14 protein-coding genes and 4 pseudogenes are annotated in these 14,180 nt (G+C 38.9%); 4 read left to right on the forward strand and 14 right to left on the reverse strand.

Annotated features, from left to right (window positions below; all coding sequences use genetic code 11):
• Positions 1-431: 431 nt before the first annotated feature.
• The 3 genes and pseudogenes from NLX82_RS01360 to NLX82_RS01370 form a co-directional block, all read right to left on the reverse strand.
• On the reverse strand, positions 432-818 hold the full coding sequence (locus tag NLX82_RS01360) for a hypothetical protein (RefSeq protein ID WP_028541735.1): 387 nt from the start codon (positions 816-818) through the stop codon (positions 432-434).
• A 14-nt stretch (positions 819-832) separates the two neighbouring features.
• On the reverse strand, positions 833-1,978 hold the full coding sequence (locus NLX82_RS01365; protein ID WP_254347420.1) for a hypothetical protein: 1,146 nt from the start codon (positions 1,976-1,978) through the stop codon (positions 833-835).
• Positions 1,979-2,130: 152 nt separating this feature from the next.
• Positions 2,131-2,377 (reverse strand): annotated as a pseudogene (locus NLX82_RS01370) (YolD-like family protein).
• An 887-nt stretch (positions 2,378-3,264) separates the two neighbouring features.
• Between NLX82_RS01370 and NLX82_RS01375 the strand changes: the two are divergent.
• On the forward strand, positions 3,265-3,597 hold the full coding sequence (locus NLX82_RS01375; protein WP_023989013.1) for a hypothetical protein: 333 nt from the start codon (positions 3,265-3,267) through the stop codon (positions 3,595-3,597).
• A gap of 57 nt (positions 3,598-3,654) precedes the next feature.
• Here NLX82_RS01375 and NLX82_RS01380 read toward each other — a convergent pair whose 3' ends face one another.
• The 7 genes and pseudogenes from NLX82_RS01380 to NLX82_RS01410 form a co-directional block, all read right to left on the reverse strand.
• Positions 3,655-4,470, reverse strand: a complete 816-nt coding sequence (locus NLX82_RS01380; protein WP_254347421.1) for a Kelch repeat-containing protein — start codon at positions 4,468-4,470, stop codon at positions 3,655-3,657.
• 13 nt (positions 4,471-4,483) lie between these two features.
• A pseudogene (locus NLX82_RS01385) lies at positions 4,484-4,846 on the reverse strand (Kelch repeat-containing protein); the annotation flags it as partial.
• A 380-nt stretch (positions 4,847-5,226) separates the two neighbouring features.
• Complete coding sequence (locus NLX82_RS01390; protein WP_254347423.1) at positions 5,227-5,709, reverse strand: hypothetical protein; 483 nt, start codon at positions 5,707-5,709, stop codon at positions 5,227-5,229.
• Between the two features lie 399 nt (positions 5,710-6,108).
• Positions 6,109-7,213, reverse strand: a pseudogene (locus tag NLX82_RS01395) (family 1 glycosylhydrolase).
• Positions 7,214-7,235: 22 nt separating this feature from the next.
• Positions 7,236-7,424 (reverse strand): PTS glucose transporter subunit IIA, encoded by a 189-nt coding sequence (locus NLX82_RS01400; protein ID WP_335582454.1) that lies wholly within the window; start codon positions 7,422-7,424, stop codon positions 7,236-7,238.
• A complete protein-coding gene (locus tag NLX82_RS01405; RefSeq protein ID WP_254347424.1) occupies positions 7,397-7,573 on the reverse strand; it encodes a PTS glucose transporter subunit IIA in 177 nt (58 codons plus the stop codon). The genes NLX82_RS01400 and NLX82_RS01405 overlap by 28 nt, the downstream gene beginning before the upstream one ends.
• A 200-nt stretch (positions 7,574-7,773) precedes the next feature.
• Positions 7,774-7,911: pseudogene (locus NLX82_RS01410) on the reverse strand (PTS transporter subunit EIIB); the annotation flags it as partial.
• A gap of 666 nt (positions 7,912-8,577) precedes the next feature.
• Between NLX82_RS01410 and NLX82_RS01415 the strand changes: the two are divergent.
• Positions 8,578-9,483 carry an EamA family transporter gene (locus NLX82_RS01415; protein WP_254347425.1) on the forward strand — a complete coding sequence of 302 codons (906 nt, stop codon included), beginning with the start codon at positions 8,578-8,580 and terminating at the stop codon, positions 9,481-9,483.
• Between the two features lie 983 nt (positions 9,484-10,466).
• Positions 10,467-10,709, forward strand: a complete 243-nt coding sequence (locus tag NLX82_RS27485; RefSeq protein ID WP_081391287.1) for an IS3 family transposase — start codon at positions 10,467-10,469, stop codon at positions 10,707-10,709.
• Positions 10,710-10,773: 64 nt separating this feature from the next.
• Here NLX82_RS27485 and NLX82_RS01425 read toward each other — a convergent pair whose 3' ends face one another.
• Both NLX82_RS01425 and NLX82_RS01430 read right to left on the reverse strand, forming a co-directional pair.
• Positions 10,774-10,914 (reverse strand): hypothetical protein, encoded by a 141-nt coding sequence (locus NLX82_RS01425; RefSeq protein ID WP_179086224.1) that lies wholly within the window; start codon positions 10,912-10,914, stop codon positions 10,774-10,776.
• 588 nt (positions 10,915-11,502) lie between these two features.
• Positions 11,503-12,282 (reverse strand): collagen-like protein, encoded by a 780-nt coding sequence (locus NLX82_RS01430; RefSeq protein WP_254347426.1) that lies wholly within the window; start codon positions 12,280-12,282, stop codon positions 11,503-11,505.
• Between the two features lie 482 nt (positions 12,283-12,764).
• Here NLX82_RS01430 and NLX82_RS01435 point away from each other — a divergent pair, with 482 nt between their 5' ends.
• Complete coding sequence (locus NLX82_RS01435) at positions 12,765-13,322, forward strand: MepB family protein (RefSeq protein WP_254347427.1); 558 nt, start codon at positions 12,765-12,767, stop codon at positions 13,320-13,322.
• A gap of 116 nt (positions 13,323-13,438) precedes the next feature.
• On the opposite strand, the gene NLX82_RS27885 is transcribed toward NLX82_RS01435, so the two are convergent.
• Both NLX82_RS27885 and NLX82_RS27890 read right to left on the reverse strand, forming a co-directional pair.
• Positions 13,439-13,663, reverse strand: coding sequence for a DNA methyltransferase (locus tag NLX82_RS27885; RefSeq protein WP_370671133.1), 225 nt, complete (start codon positions 13,661-13,663; stop codon positions 13,439-13,441).
• Positions 13,617-13,835: a hypothetical protein gene (locus tag NLX82_RS27890; RefSeq protein ID WP_023989025.1), complete on the reverse strand. Its 219-nt coding sequence runs from the start codon at positions 13,833-13,835 to the stop codon at positions 13,617-13,619. The genes NLX82_RS27885 and NLX82_RS27890 overlap by 47 nt, the downstream gene beginning before the upstream one ends.
• Between the last annotated feature and the right edge of the window lie 345 nt (positions 13,836-14,180).

The raw sequence follows: 14,180 nt of genomic DNA on the forward strand, positions 1-14,180 counted from the left end.
CATTACTTGTAATTTAAGGAGATAGGAAGATCTCTTTCGGATAAATCGCTTTAAACATCAATATATCGGTCTGTATATCCTGTCTGTATCTGTATCAATCACATAACCAACCTCTGTGTCATCTTCAAAACGCAATCGATTAAAATTATGAAGTCGACAAAATATATCAGGTAAATCTCTAATATTAAGAGTTATCATTTTTGCTTGTATATACTTTTGATATAGTTCTTCTTGTGTGCATTGGTGACCAGTAATCAAATTTTGAAAAAAGTGACCTTCAATTTTAATAATCATAAAATCACCACTGGTGGTTAACCATTCTTTATAAATTTAGAATACTTACATAACAATTACTCAACTAAAGCGCATATTAACTTAACCTTAGTGAACAAATTAAAGCTCCCTTTCTAACACATTTGCTATGATAACTTCTATTTTTCTATTAATTTATTGAATATTTCTCTATCTTTGGAAGTAAAGTCGGAAATCCGTTTCTTTTGCTCGTACGTGTTGGTACTTGAATCCAATTTAATGAAGCCTTTTTCACCAACCACGTATACGATATTTTTTTCTATTTTATAAGACAGAACGTTATCAATCACTGAATTTGGAGCTTCAATTTGATGAGTGTATAGTATTGGAGGCTCACCGGCTCCTCCTCCTCTGTAAATCTGAAAAGTCCCATCTCCAAAAAACTCTAACGTATCTTTGCCATATGGGTACTTCCTGATTGTGTCGTCTCCAGAATTTGCCAGAAAAATTAAAGTAGTAGCTATAACTAGTAGAGAGATCAAAATGTAGATGTATCTGCGCTTCATCTGCACTTCACACCTCACTTCCAAGCCTTTTTTGTATCAGTTACTGTAACATAAGATGTATACTCATTGAGTGTTCCCCATGATTCCATTAAATTTGTTAGGTTGGCCGCAGCCCAACCGAGCTTGTTGTCCCCAGTAAACATTTGTTTAAAATTATATTCAAAATTATATTTATCATAATATATTGTAGTAATTTCCCATTGTCCTTTTACATATGTTCCATCTATTTTGTACTTCATTTTGTGAAAAGCGTTATACAAATCTCTGTCACTTTCAATTGCAATAGACCCCTCACTTGAAAAACTTTTAACTTTTTTGTCGTTAGCTTTTTGTACTGCTTTATCAATTACATACATATTATGTTCTTTGGATTTTTTAATTTGCTGCGCCTCATACGACCACTCATTAAAGTGTAAATGTCCTGGTTTGTAATCAAGGGAATGTTGAAGTAAATTGGCTGTGATGTCCCCGTACTTCTTTCGAGCTATAGGAACAGCTACTAATGTAAATGCTTTACGATCAGGAAAATGTATTACAGTGTCTGTCGAATCTTTTACCTTCTCTACGCCTCGTACCCAAGTCTTTTCTAGTTCTACCATAGGATTTTCAAACGGAAAAGTATTATTTCCTGCATACACTAACATATTCTTACTATATGCGCCTTCTAGTATTTTTTGCGAGACATCAGGCTGATCCTGTTCTCTTGTTTCCTTAAGTTCTAACTGAGGAGTGTACTGAATTTTTCCCAATTGATCTTCTTTTTGTTTTAAAACAAGTTCAAACTCAAGAATCTCTTTGCTGGTATCAATTTGTTCTTGATACTTATCTACATAAGCGTGTGTAAACGTAATATCACGGATCGCGTTTTCATTTCTCACGACTTGGATGTTACATTTTCGATAGTAGTCCTCACTATCAGGTTTATATTCTGCGTTTGCCCATGTGTACAGCATGTTGGAATTATCCGCATTGTATATAACTGAAGGAAGCGAATGAAGCGGAATTTTGCTTCGAATATGTAGCGAATGAGCCAAGTTTGTAGACTTAGCTGAAAGGTTTATGGAACTATTATTCTTATAAGTAAAGCCAGTGATCTCACCTTTTATAAACTCGATTGGTTCACCACCGGATTTACGTTCTATTCTTAATGAAATGCTCATTGAGATAATCTCCTCTATTAATTCAATCTATTTTCGCAGGAAAAATTTATGAAAAATAATTTCCAAATATTAATATATACGAAAAATATTAAATAGTAAACATATTTTAACTTGGTAAAAGACGTAAAAAAGACCCGGTTACCTAGGGCCTTTTATGTACTTGCAGAAATAATATCCTCCAACTTAATCCAGCTAAAATCATCCTCACCGCGTGACAGCCGTACGTGAGTTGTAGGAATCTATTAGCGCTTGTTCGATTAGCTGCACTTCCTGATCATCCAACTCTGGCTTGCCGCGCCCTTGACGGTCTTTCATGAGCTTTAGATACGCTTCCTTATGTTCCAGTATGAAGATGCAGCTGCTTTCCCATAATCCATTACCTTCGAGTCTTTTTGACATGTATGTAGGCTCCTGATGTGTTATGCACAAATTATATTCTGAGTACAAAAAATAAACTCCAGATCATTGGAGGTTTAATAACGTATAATGCCTATTTCCAGACGAGGAAAATGTAATGATCTTTTGGTCACCATCCCAGCCCTCTATGATTACAATATAGAGCGCATATCGCTCTTGTTGTCCCCTTCTTCCCAAAGCCAGCAACCGCGCGCCTTTATGTCCACTACACTGCTACCTGTCTTTATCTCCAGTTCCATCATGTTGGGCACCCGTCTTCGCTCAGCAGAATTATTGTAGAGTATTGGAGTAGCGTTCGATATCAGGTAACAAAGCGTTCAACTTTTTTGTTACCCGGCGTTTCCGTATACTATACAGATCAGAACAATGAACGACGAAAGTGGACACAACTATTATGCAACAACAATAGCGGAATAGACGGTTGCCAAAGTTACACTAAACTTTTGCAGAAGTTTACGATGGCGCACGTAAAGCCATGGAAAGAATATGGGGGCGATATTCCTGAGCCAATAGGATAAGACAAGAACAGCAGTAAATTTAATGTGTGTATTCCTAAAAGCCTACTCGTCCATTGTCAAAAGGGGCTACTGCCGAAAATTCTCCCTTGAACCAGCATTGCCTTTACAAATTGAGCAAATGAGGGATTTACAATAAAGTTCGGACCTCCCCCCCATTAACCCAGCCTAAACAGACGCATCGCAGTTCGTGCCAACCTCAAACGGCAGGTCATTCACCCCATTGGTGCCAAGATGCCAAAGGCTGAGGATAGCTGCGAGTTCCCAAAAAACAGTGTTCAATAAAGCGTACAATCGCAGCACGTTAGTTACATTTAACTAATCAGGAAATTATCCAAGTAGGAGGAAATAACCATGGCATTTGAAGGTTATAGAGAAGACAAGCGAGAACATTGGTTTGACTGGCCATTCCCCTTGTCGGTATCAATACTGTATGTGGATGCGGATGTAGATCTAGATGTAGATGAAACAGAAACGAAATGGTACCTCATTGACGAACAAGAAAAACACTTGATCCGAATTAGGGATGAAAAACAAATTGAACTGCTTCATCACTGCATGTATGGAGTCTTGTTAAATGACGAGAAGATCAACTGGATTATTGATAAAAATGGCGGTAGATTTACCTATCATGATGGTGTGGAAGATTATATCAAATCCCAGAAAGAATACCTTGATACATTATAAGAGGCGTGAACAGTTAAAAGCTCTACCGACCAATTAAGGTTAGCAGAGCTTTTAAATTTATTTAGAATATTCACTTACTTCAAATGTTAGGATACGATCATATAGCATGTAATCCTTTCGGCTGCTGAATGGACCTTTATTATTATCGTGTTTATTAATGGCGTATGAAGCCGATCCAGAACCAGCCTGCTTGCCCTCATACCATGAGATAAAGTCATTGACCTCTTTCATGCTTAGGTCAAACTCCTTTTCCAAACCAGTTGTCATAGTAACCACCAGAATTGCACGGTCCCCAGTTGGTAGAGATGGATCAGTTGGTTCGGGAGTTGGTGCCGGCTCAGGTGTGGAACCGTCAATCTTCCCGAATATCTCTATAGTATTAACCGGAGAATTTGCCAATGTACTCTGACTTCCTCCAATAACGTAAATTTGTCCACCTAATGTTATAGCCCCTGCCCCACTTCTGGCTTGCTTTAAGCTAGCCTCAGGAGACCAGTTATTCTGTTCAAAATCAAAGGATTCTACTGTATTAAGTTCATAACTACGTCCACCTGCTTCAGTTTTTCCAGCAATAGCAAATATTTTATTGGAATAAATGACAGCTTGGGCCCCTCCACGTGCTGTCAAAAGATTGGGTTTAGTTGACCAGTTATCGTTATCAGGATCACATTCAAGAAATGTGTTTAGTGAGACATTTGAATTATTATCAATATGTCTACCTGCTACAAGATAGATTTTGTCCTTATGTACAACTGCAGAGGAACCATGAAGTGTATTCGGCATAGGTTTCTTCGTTGAACAGCTGTCGGAAGCCGGATCATATACTTGGACAGTAGCAACTGAACGCGTATTTGTTGTCATCCCACCAAACACATAAATCTTTCCCTTATACAAAACACTTGTCAACGAACCTAAAGCCAGCCTGCGGCATAGCTTTCCTAACACTCCATGTATCTGTCTGGGTATTGTAAACTTCAACATTATTTACTGAGGAGCCTCCTGTCCAGCTAAAGGCATTACCTGTATAGCCACCAATAACATAAATATCATTTCTATAAACAACGGAAGTTGCTGTAGAACGAGCCGTAGGCATGCTACTTCCTGAGGCCCATATATTATTTTTCGGATCATAAATTTGAACATCCTTATATGGGTTTGATTCTGAAGAACCACCGAAAATAAATATCTTGCCATTCAATTCAGAAACAGCACTTACCACCTTAGGATTTTCCATAGTCGTTTTAATCGACCATTCATCGCTTTCAGCTTCTGCTTTTACCTCTAAAGCTGACTATTCAAGAACACTATCACTACAATTAAAATACTCCATAATGCTTTGATTTTACTTATCACTCGATCTCCTCCTAGCCATATATTGAACTATTACGAAGATAAATCATTCTTAAAAACCTGCCTAAACATAAACTTGCTGATCTATAAATATAATCTAAATATTTTCATATTTATTTTTTAATGGGTATAAAAAAGACTCATACCAGTTACCCAGTTGAGCCTTTCACATCTACTCTAATTCAAACTGGTCAACGAAAAATCTCTGCCGACCAATTATGGTTAGCAGAGATTTCTGTTTTATTTGAGCATTCACTTACCTCAAACGTTAAGGATTTTTTAATATTTAATTATAGCTGATCCTGCTTTAGCCCACTCTTTTGATTCTAATTGAATCCATCCATATACTTTTGAATCAGAGTTGATCTTTTGTTTTATCAGAGAAAGGTTCTCATAGCTACTGGAACCGTAAAGACTCCCTGTTTTTGGTGCAATTTTTACTGATAACGTATTTTCTATACTCGGTGTATTTTCATCACTTGTCCAGACCAAACGATTATTATAATTGGCATTAAAAGGATTTTCCAAACCATTAATTGAAAGTTTCACTCTTTTCCCTGTAACTGATACATCTGTATATGCCGTGTCATCTTTTAATATTACTGATTGTGATAAAACTATTTCTTGATTTTCAAAATTTTTGTAAGTGTCAAGCGTTACAGTTGCTGCATCTGCAGAAGCTGACAACGGAGCAATAATTGAAAACAAGAGAGCGATTGTGGAAAAACATAAAGTAGCTTTCCTTCCTAATTTCATTCTCATTTTTTTGTCCTCTCCTTCTTTTAATACTCATTAATAAACAGCTTAATGACTGTCAAAGTAAGGGGAGCTTTGTCTGACATGAAAAATACACATTTGATTAAGTCTCCTTTTTCGCGTCCACTCTAAATTCAAACTGCTCACGAAAGAAATAAGATCCGTTAATCTTAATTAACTCCGGTGTAATCTTCTCCAACTGCGCCGTAGTCCACAATATCTATCAAATCCTCGCCCAACGGTTGTATTACACCAAAGCCACTAAACTTGGTGATATAAACAAACAAATTCAATAAACAATATTTTTCACCCTAACTAAAGAAAAGAACATCAGTGTCTGATGCCCTTTCAATTTGCAGCAGTTTCAAAAATTTAAGATTATGCGGTCCATTACAGATAAAGTGATTATTTCTGAAAGTACTTTGTTCCATTACTCGCAATGACGTCTTTGTACCAATGAAAACTTTTCTTTCTAATTCTTCTAAGCGTGCCAGAACCGTCATTGTTTTTGTCCACATAGATGTAACCATACCGCTTCTTCATTTCGCCGGTACCGTTACTCACAAGATCAATCGGCCCCCAACTTGTGTACCCTATAATATCACCCCCATCTTTTATTGCTTCAGCAATCTCTGCAAAGTGAAGATCCAAATACGAGATGCGGTAATCGTCTTCAATGGTATCGTTGTCCATAAGAGTATCTTGCGCACCAAGTCCGTTCTCAACGATTCATTACTTCCCAGTAATCTTCCGGATTGCTACTGTATGGATACACATTTCCAGCCGCCAACATACATCCCATCATGGCGTTAGGAATAATTTCATGACAAGCCTTGACTGCTAGTGCACTTGCAACCAGTTCATGATGCGCTGCTTGATACAGAACTTGTTGTTTGTCCTCGCCTTCTTCAAAAATAATGCCCGCTCCTGTATAAGGAAGATGCAATAACATATTAATTTCATTGAATGTCATCCAGTATTTCACTTTATTTTTATAGCGTTCAAACAGTGTTTTAGAGTATTTTTCAAATAGTTTAATCATGATTCGGTTTTTCCAGCCGCCATACGTTTTCGCCAAGTTCACGGGTAAATCAAAGTGACAAATCGTAACGACAGGCTCAATATTGTACTTCAGAAGTTCATCAAACACGTCATCGTAAAATTGCAATCCTGCTTCATTTGGAGTTATATCGTCACCATTGGGAAAGATACGGGCCCAGGAGATCGACATTCGAAATGATTTGAAACCCATTTCAGCAAAAAGCGCGATATCCTCTTTATAACGATGATAAAAATCGATAGCTTCATGTGAAGGATAAAACTCGCCTTCCTCGGGTACAAATGAATTTAAGTTGCCAGTCGAAACCTGATTACGTTTGGGCCCCGTCGGCATCAAATCAATGGTCGTCAGTCCCTTACCATCAGCCAGGTAAGCTCCCTCAATTTGATTCGCAGCTGTAGCTCCACCCCACAGAAAATTATCCGGGAATTTAGTGATTTCATTAAACATTTCCACGTACCTCCCTATTTTTCTATACATATACTTTGATTAATTGTTCTTTTTCATTAACTATGTCATTTTTGGTCCCTACAATGACATCACTGACCTGAACACGATCACCATCCTTAACAAATGCATTGAAATGCTGACCTTTTAACTGAACCGTATCTTGTCCGATATGAATGAGTATTTCTACCCCGTCATCACTAATGAGACCAATGGCATGTTTAGGTAAATCGTTTGTACAATGCCGTTCACTGGGGAAACGACACGTCCATTCGTGGGGCGGATGGCTATCCCTTTCCCCATATGCTCTCCTGCAAAAGTCTCGTCTTTAATATCTTGGAGTCTAACAACAGTACCGGTCATCGGACTAACAATTTCAAATGGTTGTCATTCAATTGACTTGTGTTGGGAATGGGTTCTTGTTTGTCGCCCATATTTGTTGACATTGTTTCTGTTGGATCTTTAAAACCAATGAAGTAGGTCAAGACAATTGATACGTCCCAGATGTTTCAGTAATCCAACCGAAAGCAAAAACAGTTCATTGAATCCTTTAATCATTCCTGTCGCAGCCATTCCGTTTTGGACAATCCTTCGTCCTTCAATTGAAAGCGCAATCGTGTTACACAATGAATAACCATGGTAACGCTTTCAATACCGCCAACTCGAGACAAAATCTCCTTGGTCAACTGGTCATAATTCATGAATGCTCTTCCTCTCAGCTGTGACTTTGCATTAAAAAAACTGAATAGCTGCCCCGTGCATAGATCTTAGGCAACATCACCATGCTGGAAGTTTAGCGATCCAGGTTTTGCCCTGCGACGGTTAAATCCTGTAAGGCTGTGTTAGCGATTTCCGATTTGTCACAGCCCTCAAATTTTGTGAAAGTTAGCTGAAGGTACGTCTTTTCTGGCCAGAAATGGTATTGCCTGATTGAACAGTCACAATCCAGTTGATGTACAAGCTCCCTTTGCGGACAATAATAAAACACTCTTTTTTGAAAATGCAAGGTTTTTTTCTCTGGAATTTAACTTGTAGAGAGGAATTCACATGAACATTCTTACATTTCATATATGAAGTAATTTTGGCCCAAATATTTAAAAAATAATTTGGGCTTGATTGCTATTTAATCATATTACTTTGTATTTAACTGTTACTGTCGCTTTGACCTACTTTAGATTTCATCCTGATTCTCTCCGAATCAGATTATTGACAAGAACAAACCTTTGCTTTTATACTGATACCGAAATGAACGAAATACTAAAACCCGATGGATGTGGATTTTTCTAGAGAGTCATCTCTATTTTCGCCACACGAATGCCTTTACGCATTTGTGTGGCTTTTTTGTATTCAAAAAAGGAGGATTGTTCATGAAGTTGTGGCATTATGCAGTTATTGTTTTCTTGGGAGGTTGTTGTTATGGCATACTTTCCACATTTGTTAAACTGGCATATAGCGCTGGTTTTTCAACACCAGAGGTAACTGGTGCGCAGTATTTCTTTGGTGCAGTTTTGAGCTGGATGTTTGTAATTTTTGTAAAAAAGAAAAACCTTACGTACAAGCAGGTTACAAAACTCCTTCTATCCGGAATTCCATTTGGACTGACAGGTATGTTTTATTATCAATCGCTACAGACCATAAATGCTTCCCTAGCTATCGTCCTTTTATTTCAGTTTGTTTGGATTGGGACACTATACGAATGGGTTCTCCAGAAGAAAAAACCAACCAGGGGTAAACTTATCTCGATTGGAATACTGCTCATCGGCTCGGTTTTGGCGGCAAACATTTTTTCTCAAGGTGATCTCTCGCTCTCGTGGCAAAGAACGATTTGGGGGCTATTGGCTGCTTCAACATTCGCTTTATTTGTTTTCCTCAGTGGTGCTGTTGCGAAAGAAACTTCGCCCATACTGAAAAGCGCCCTTCTTTCAACCGGAGCTGTTATTACTGTTTTTGTGGTATTTCCGCCAACCTTCTTATTTAACCTCGATGTGCTGACAGGATTGAGTCCTTTTGGATTAGTCCTCGGGGTATTCGGAGTAGTGCTGCCTCCGCTTTTGTACTCCATAGGTATGCCACATATTGGTTCAGGAATGGGTACAATTATGACTGCATCTGAATTACCCATGGCCGTTATTATGTCTTCTCTTGTATTAGAAGAATTTGTAGGCTGGTCTCAATGGATCGGTGTTATCATCATTTTATGCGGCATCGCATTTAGCAACATAAGACACAGAGGATCAAGACCACAGACTTTAGTTAAGAAGAACACAGTATAACAAGATATCTATAATTTTAATAGGTTAAATGGACAATGATTTCAGAATAAGATTTGAAGCATTTGCAACGCTGTGTAAAATGCGGGGGCTTATAACGCTCATCCCAGATTTCAAAATCATAGTCTTAGAAGATTCACCCGCTCTGTTCAAACAAAAAAGGACCTATCGGTCCTTTTTGAATATATGGCTAAACCTGTTTTTCATGTTTGAAAGGTTAAATTTTTTTTCGCAGGATTAGATTCCTCAGTTTCAAATATAGCTCCCCAAATTTTCCAAACTCGTATGTTTTCTGTTTTTATTATCAAGCATAATCAAATTATCTTTAGGCTGGTTAAGCCCCTCTTTTAGACTCTTAGCCTCATTATAATGCTAAATGAAAGTTGCTTCGATGAAGTGAAGCTCGTTAAATATTCTGTTCTTGTCATTTTTGTAAACTTCAAAGATTTGTTCAATATTTGGAAAGTATACATCATCATTTTCTGTTAATTCGATAGTCCTTGGGATTCGCTTGTTTAAATCATGGATTGCTTCAGGTATACGCCAGATCCATGTATTCTTGCCGATCCCGGTTTCCTTTTCTAAGAGAAGATAAGTAAGTTAATGGTCTAGAGGAAAAACGAGGCAAAGCAAAAGGGCCAGGCATCGGCAGACCTCGAACACGACCCGAATATCCGGAGGTCAAGCTGAAACGCCTCGAAGCGGAAAATGAAATGCTAAAAAGGCTCTTGCAAATGTGAAAGGAGGAATGGATGCTGTACCCAAGAGTAAAAAGTTTGCGGTGATCCAAGAATTGCTTAGTAAGGGACATAGCATCGTGCTACTATGGTAAGAAAGTAGCCTACGTTGTTTCTGGCAATCATCTGAACCGGGAGTTTAAGGCTGACCAGCCGAATCAAAAGTGGGTAACGGACATCACTTACCTCATGTTCAATGAACAGAGACTCTCCTTTCCGCGATTCAGGATCTTCTTAACAACGTAATGGTTGCCTACCAGATCAGCCGCAGAAAGATTTGAGCCTGGTGTTAGATACGGTGAAAAAGGCAAGGAAGCGACAGGACGCGCGAGGTCTTACTGCATAGCGACCAAGGATTTCAATATACCTCTCGCCTCAGCTCAACAGGTGGAGCATGCCATCCAGAAGTATATCCATTTCTACAACCATGAACGCTTTCAAGAGAAACTAAACAACCTGACTCCTTATGAGTACAGGACTCAGGCTGCTTAATTATTGCTTTTTGATAGCTGTCTGCTTGACAGGGGTCACTTCATGATTGCGGATGCTTCTTAATTTACTTTGCGAAGAAACCAAGATCAGATAGCGACTTGACCTTCTTCGGCTTTTTATTTTCTACCTTACCACCATGGAGAATGATTTCGAATTCCCGGTTTCTGTTCTTGGCCTTCTTCGTCGTCAGGCTCATAATCTCCATCAGGTGGAAACGACTCCTTATATAAATCGTTCTAAGAGGCCGTCCAACTCCTTAATGCCCTCTTCGTCTACATTTTCGTATTCATCCTCCGTCAGTCCTTCTACCAACACAAGATTAAAGGCTTCCTTATGCAATGCCTAAACTTTAGGCCAATCGACCTCGGCCCGTTCTTCTGTAGCTTCCCATTTTTCGCGACCAATCGAAAAAGAAAATTTATATTGATTGCCGCTCATGAGTTGTCGTTTCTGACGGATCAAAGCAATAGTTCCTATTTTGTCACAACAAAAAAAGAAGGTAGGAAAAGTTTCCTGACCTTCTTAGCATCCATATTTCTATGTCTGAATAATATCATTGCTTTTTACCATGTTACTACGGATTTTCCATTTTAACTTTAAAGATAGGCTTTGGAGTAGTGGTAATGTTTAATGGATCTTATTACTACCACTACGTTCTCTTGCCATGCTACACAATCCCCCCCATAAATACGTCTGCTTACTATGAGTGTAATTAGACAAACTGACGATATGAAATCGTACAGTCTTTTCTAAAGCGGCTACATATAATGTTCTATATATCATTAAGAATGGCTTAAATAGTCAACTTTAATATAGTAAGAGTAGTATTGGTAAAGTTATGAAGTTGGGCTGGGGTTGCATTTGCATTTACTAATTGAATAGTTGTAGGAACGACCCCTACAGTAATAATGACTTCTGCCGAAGTTGGTCCGCCACCGTTACCCGTGAAAGGAACTGGGGTAACAGGGAATCCATTTACGGTAAGGTTAAAGTCAGCATTGCCTTGGTTATGAATTGTAAAATCTATTAGATAGCTCCCCGTTTCGTTGATTGTTATCGTTGGAGATGGAGGAGTGAAAGTAAATGCACCACCAACATTAGCCAAAACTCCAGTAAAGGTAATTGGTGAGTTACCCGGAACTGTGTCAGTTCCCGTACCAGGATCTGCTCGGAAAACACTTAAGAAGTCTGATATCCCGGCGCCTGCAGGCCCTGTTGCCCCCGTTGCTCCTGCTGGTCCTACCGCCCCTACCGTTCCCGCTGGTCCTGCTGGTCCTATCGCTCCTGCCGGTCCCACTGGTCCTGCTGGACCTACTGCTCCTGCTGGTCCTGTTGGTCCAGGAATTCCTTGAAAACCTTGTAGCCCTTGCTGGCCTTGAGCGCCTGGAACTCCCTGTGGACCCGGCAGTCCCTGTGGTCCCTGAGGTCCTTGAGGTCCTTGAGGTCCTTGAGGTCCTTGAGGTCCTCGGATCCCTTTAACAATAACTTTCGGTAAAACTTTGACTTTTTTAACTACACATCTTCTAAATTTTCTCCGATGCATTTTCTTTTGCCAATAATAATGTCGAAACATATTTAATGATCACCTCCAAAGTCTAGTCAAAGTAGCTTATTGTGCAATTAACCAAAAAGATTGGGCTGTTGACTTCATCTTGGGAAAATAGGCATAGGTCTGACTCTATCGTGTTAGCATTATTACAGCTCATCCTTCTGAAGCTTATATCCAGTTCAATCAACCGATCCAGATTCTGCACTATCTGCATTTTTATATTTCTAGCCTGTAGGTCTTTGACCCACTGAGCTATACCAGCCTTAACAATCTTTCGGTACTATACCATTGATCAAGGATACCCTCTACGAACTCTATTTCGCGCTGTAGTAGTGTCTCTTGCTATTCGTTGTCTGTCCCATTGTCATTGGGGAGACGTTCACGCGTCTCCCTTTTTATTTATACTAGGCAGAATATACACAAACTTGTGAACCATCTGCGGTTACATTAATATAGTGAATGCTACGTTAAACAACGGTTTTATATATGGGGGAGAATAAATAACAATGGTTAACAAAGAAATATCTTCTGGTGACCAAAATTCTTGGACAGCATCTGATAAGATTCATACCGACCTGCTTGCCGCTAAAGTTTCAGTTTATAATCCATGCAATTTTAAATGTACTGGACCAATTCCAGAAAAACAAAACTCTGACTATGGGGCCTACTTCTTTAATTTAAATGCCCACTCTATACGATTCCGTATTGCAAAGACAACTCCAAAAAAGATCGGGCAATTTGTGACTATATATAAGAGAATTGGGGATGGACCAATACAACCCTATGACGTATCAGATCCAATCGACTTTTTGGTTATTAGTGCACGTAAAGACAGTAGCTTGGGGCAATTTGTATTCCCAAAATCCATTCTGATTAAACATAAAATATTATCTAACAAAGGTGAAGGTGGTAAAAGAGCAATACGTATTTATCCACCATGGGACACGCCTACAAGCCTCCAGGCTCAAAAAACTCAGACATGGCAGTTAAAGTATTTTCTTAACATACCTGTAAACGAACCAATAGACATTTCTCGTGAAAACGTACTTTACGATTTAGAATAATGTGTTGCAACATTAGAAAGACGTACCGGCTCCATGCCGGTTGCCAGCTGATATCGCATTTTAATCACATCACAAAATACCGGGTCCAGTTCCATGGTCCTGCAACAGCGGTCAAGCTAATCACAGGCCATAAGGGTAGAGCCGCTGCCGCCAAAGAAATTGACAACTACGCCACTAAGCTGGCTACTATTCATAATGGGAATAGCTAGTAGATCAAGGGGCATCTGAGTGGGGTGAACATACTTATTTACATTGCCCCGTGAAACTTCCCATACTGTCCTAGGCAGCGGTTCCTCAACAGGAAGACCAGCCTTCCATACCGTAGTCTGTGTTCCGATCACCGTATCGGGCTGGAGCCTTGCTTTTCAGATGAGCGTAAAAGATCGGCTCATGTTTAAAACGATACTGTGCCCAACCAAAGGAAGCAGCATTCATAGCATCCTCAAATTTTCTTTCTACAATAACAAAAGTATGTTTCTTAGTAGAAACAAAAGCCTGATGAACAAGTGTCATCAGGCGTTGCTAAAATCAGGACGGCTGCTTTGGTTTAAATAGAGAGCGGTATTATGGTAAAGAAATATTTGAAAAGTTAAAGACAGGAGAACATATTTATAAGGGTTTAACGTACATATTTTTAGAATATTAAAAAAAATATAAATCGCAAATATTGGATTTTGGTACACAACTTTATTGTATATCGCACAGGGGAAAATAATTGTAGTTGACTCGCTAGTACACAACTTTATTGTTCGAAGAAAACTCCATAAAATAAGTTTTAGACTGACCTTAGAAATTAGAACAGCGACAACCAAGGATGAAAAAATAAAGGTCCTAGACTGTCGCTGTTCCATTAAACTA

It is taken from the genome of Paenibacillus sp. A3M_27_13 (assembly GCF_024213315.1).
GTDB lineage: Bacteria > Bacillota > Bacilli > Paenibacillales > Paenibacillaceae > Paenibacillus > Paenibacillus polymyxa_B.

Bases quoted from the DNA above. Each gene is read 5' to 3' on its own strand.
- NLX82_RS01360 (WP_028541735.1), bottom strand. From the start codon at position 818: ATGAAGCGCAGATACATCTACATTTTGATCTCTCTACTAGTTATAGCT.
- NLX82_RS01365 (WP_254347420.1), bottom strand. From the start codon at position 1,978: ATGAGCATTTCATTAAGAATAGAACGTAAATCCGGTGGTGAACCAATC.
- NLX82_RS01375 (WP_023989013.1), top strand. From the start codon at position 3,265: ATGGCATTTGAAGGTTATAGAGAAGACAAGCGAGAACATTGGTTTGAC.
- NLX82_RS01390 (WP_254347423.1), bottom strand. From the start codon at position 5,709: ATGAGAATGAAATTAGGAAGGAAAGCTACTTTATGTTTTTCCACAATC.
- NLX82_RS01405 (WP_254347424.1), bottom strand. From the start codon at position 7,573: ATGACCGGTACTGTTGTTAGACTCCAAGATATTAAAGACGAGACTTTT.
- NLX82_RS01415 (WP_254347425.1), top strand. From the start codon at position 8,578: ATGAAGTTGTGGCATTATGCAGTTATTGTTTTCTTGGGAGGTTGTTGT.
- NLX82_RS01425 (WP_179086224.1), bottom strand. From the start codon at position 10,914: ATGGAGATTATGAGCCTGACGACGAAGAAGGCCAAGAACAGAAACCGG.
- NLX82_RS01430 (WP_254347426.1), bottom strand. From the start codon at position 12,282: ATGTTTCGACATTATTATTGGCAAAAGAAAATGCATCGGAGAAAATTT.
- NLX82_RS01435 (WP_254347427.1), top strand. From the start codon at position 12,765: ATGGTTAACAAAGAAATATCTTCTGGTGACCAAAATTCTTGGACAGCA.
- NLX82_RS27890 (WP_023989025.1), bottom strand. From the start codon at position 13,835: ATGACACTTGTTCATCAGGCTTTTGTTTCTACTAAGAAACATACTTTT.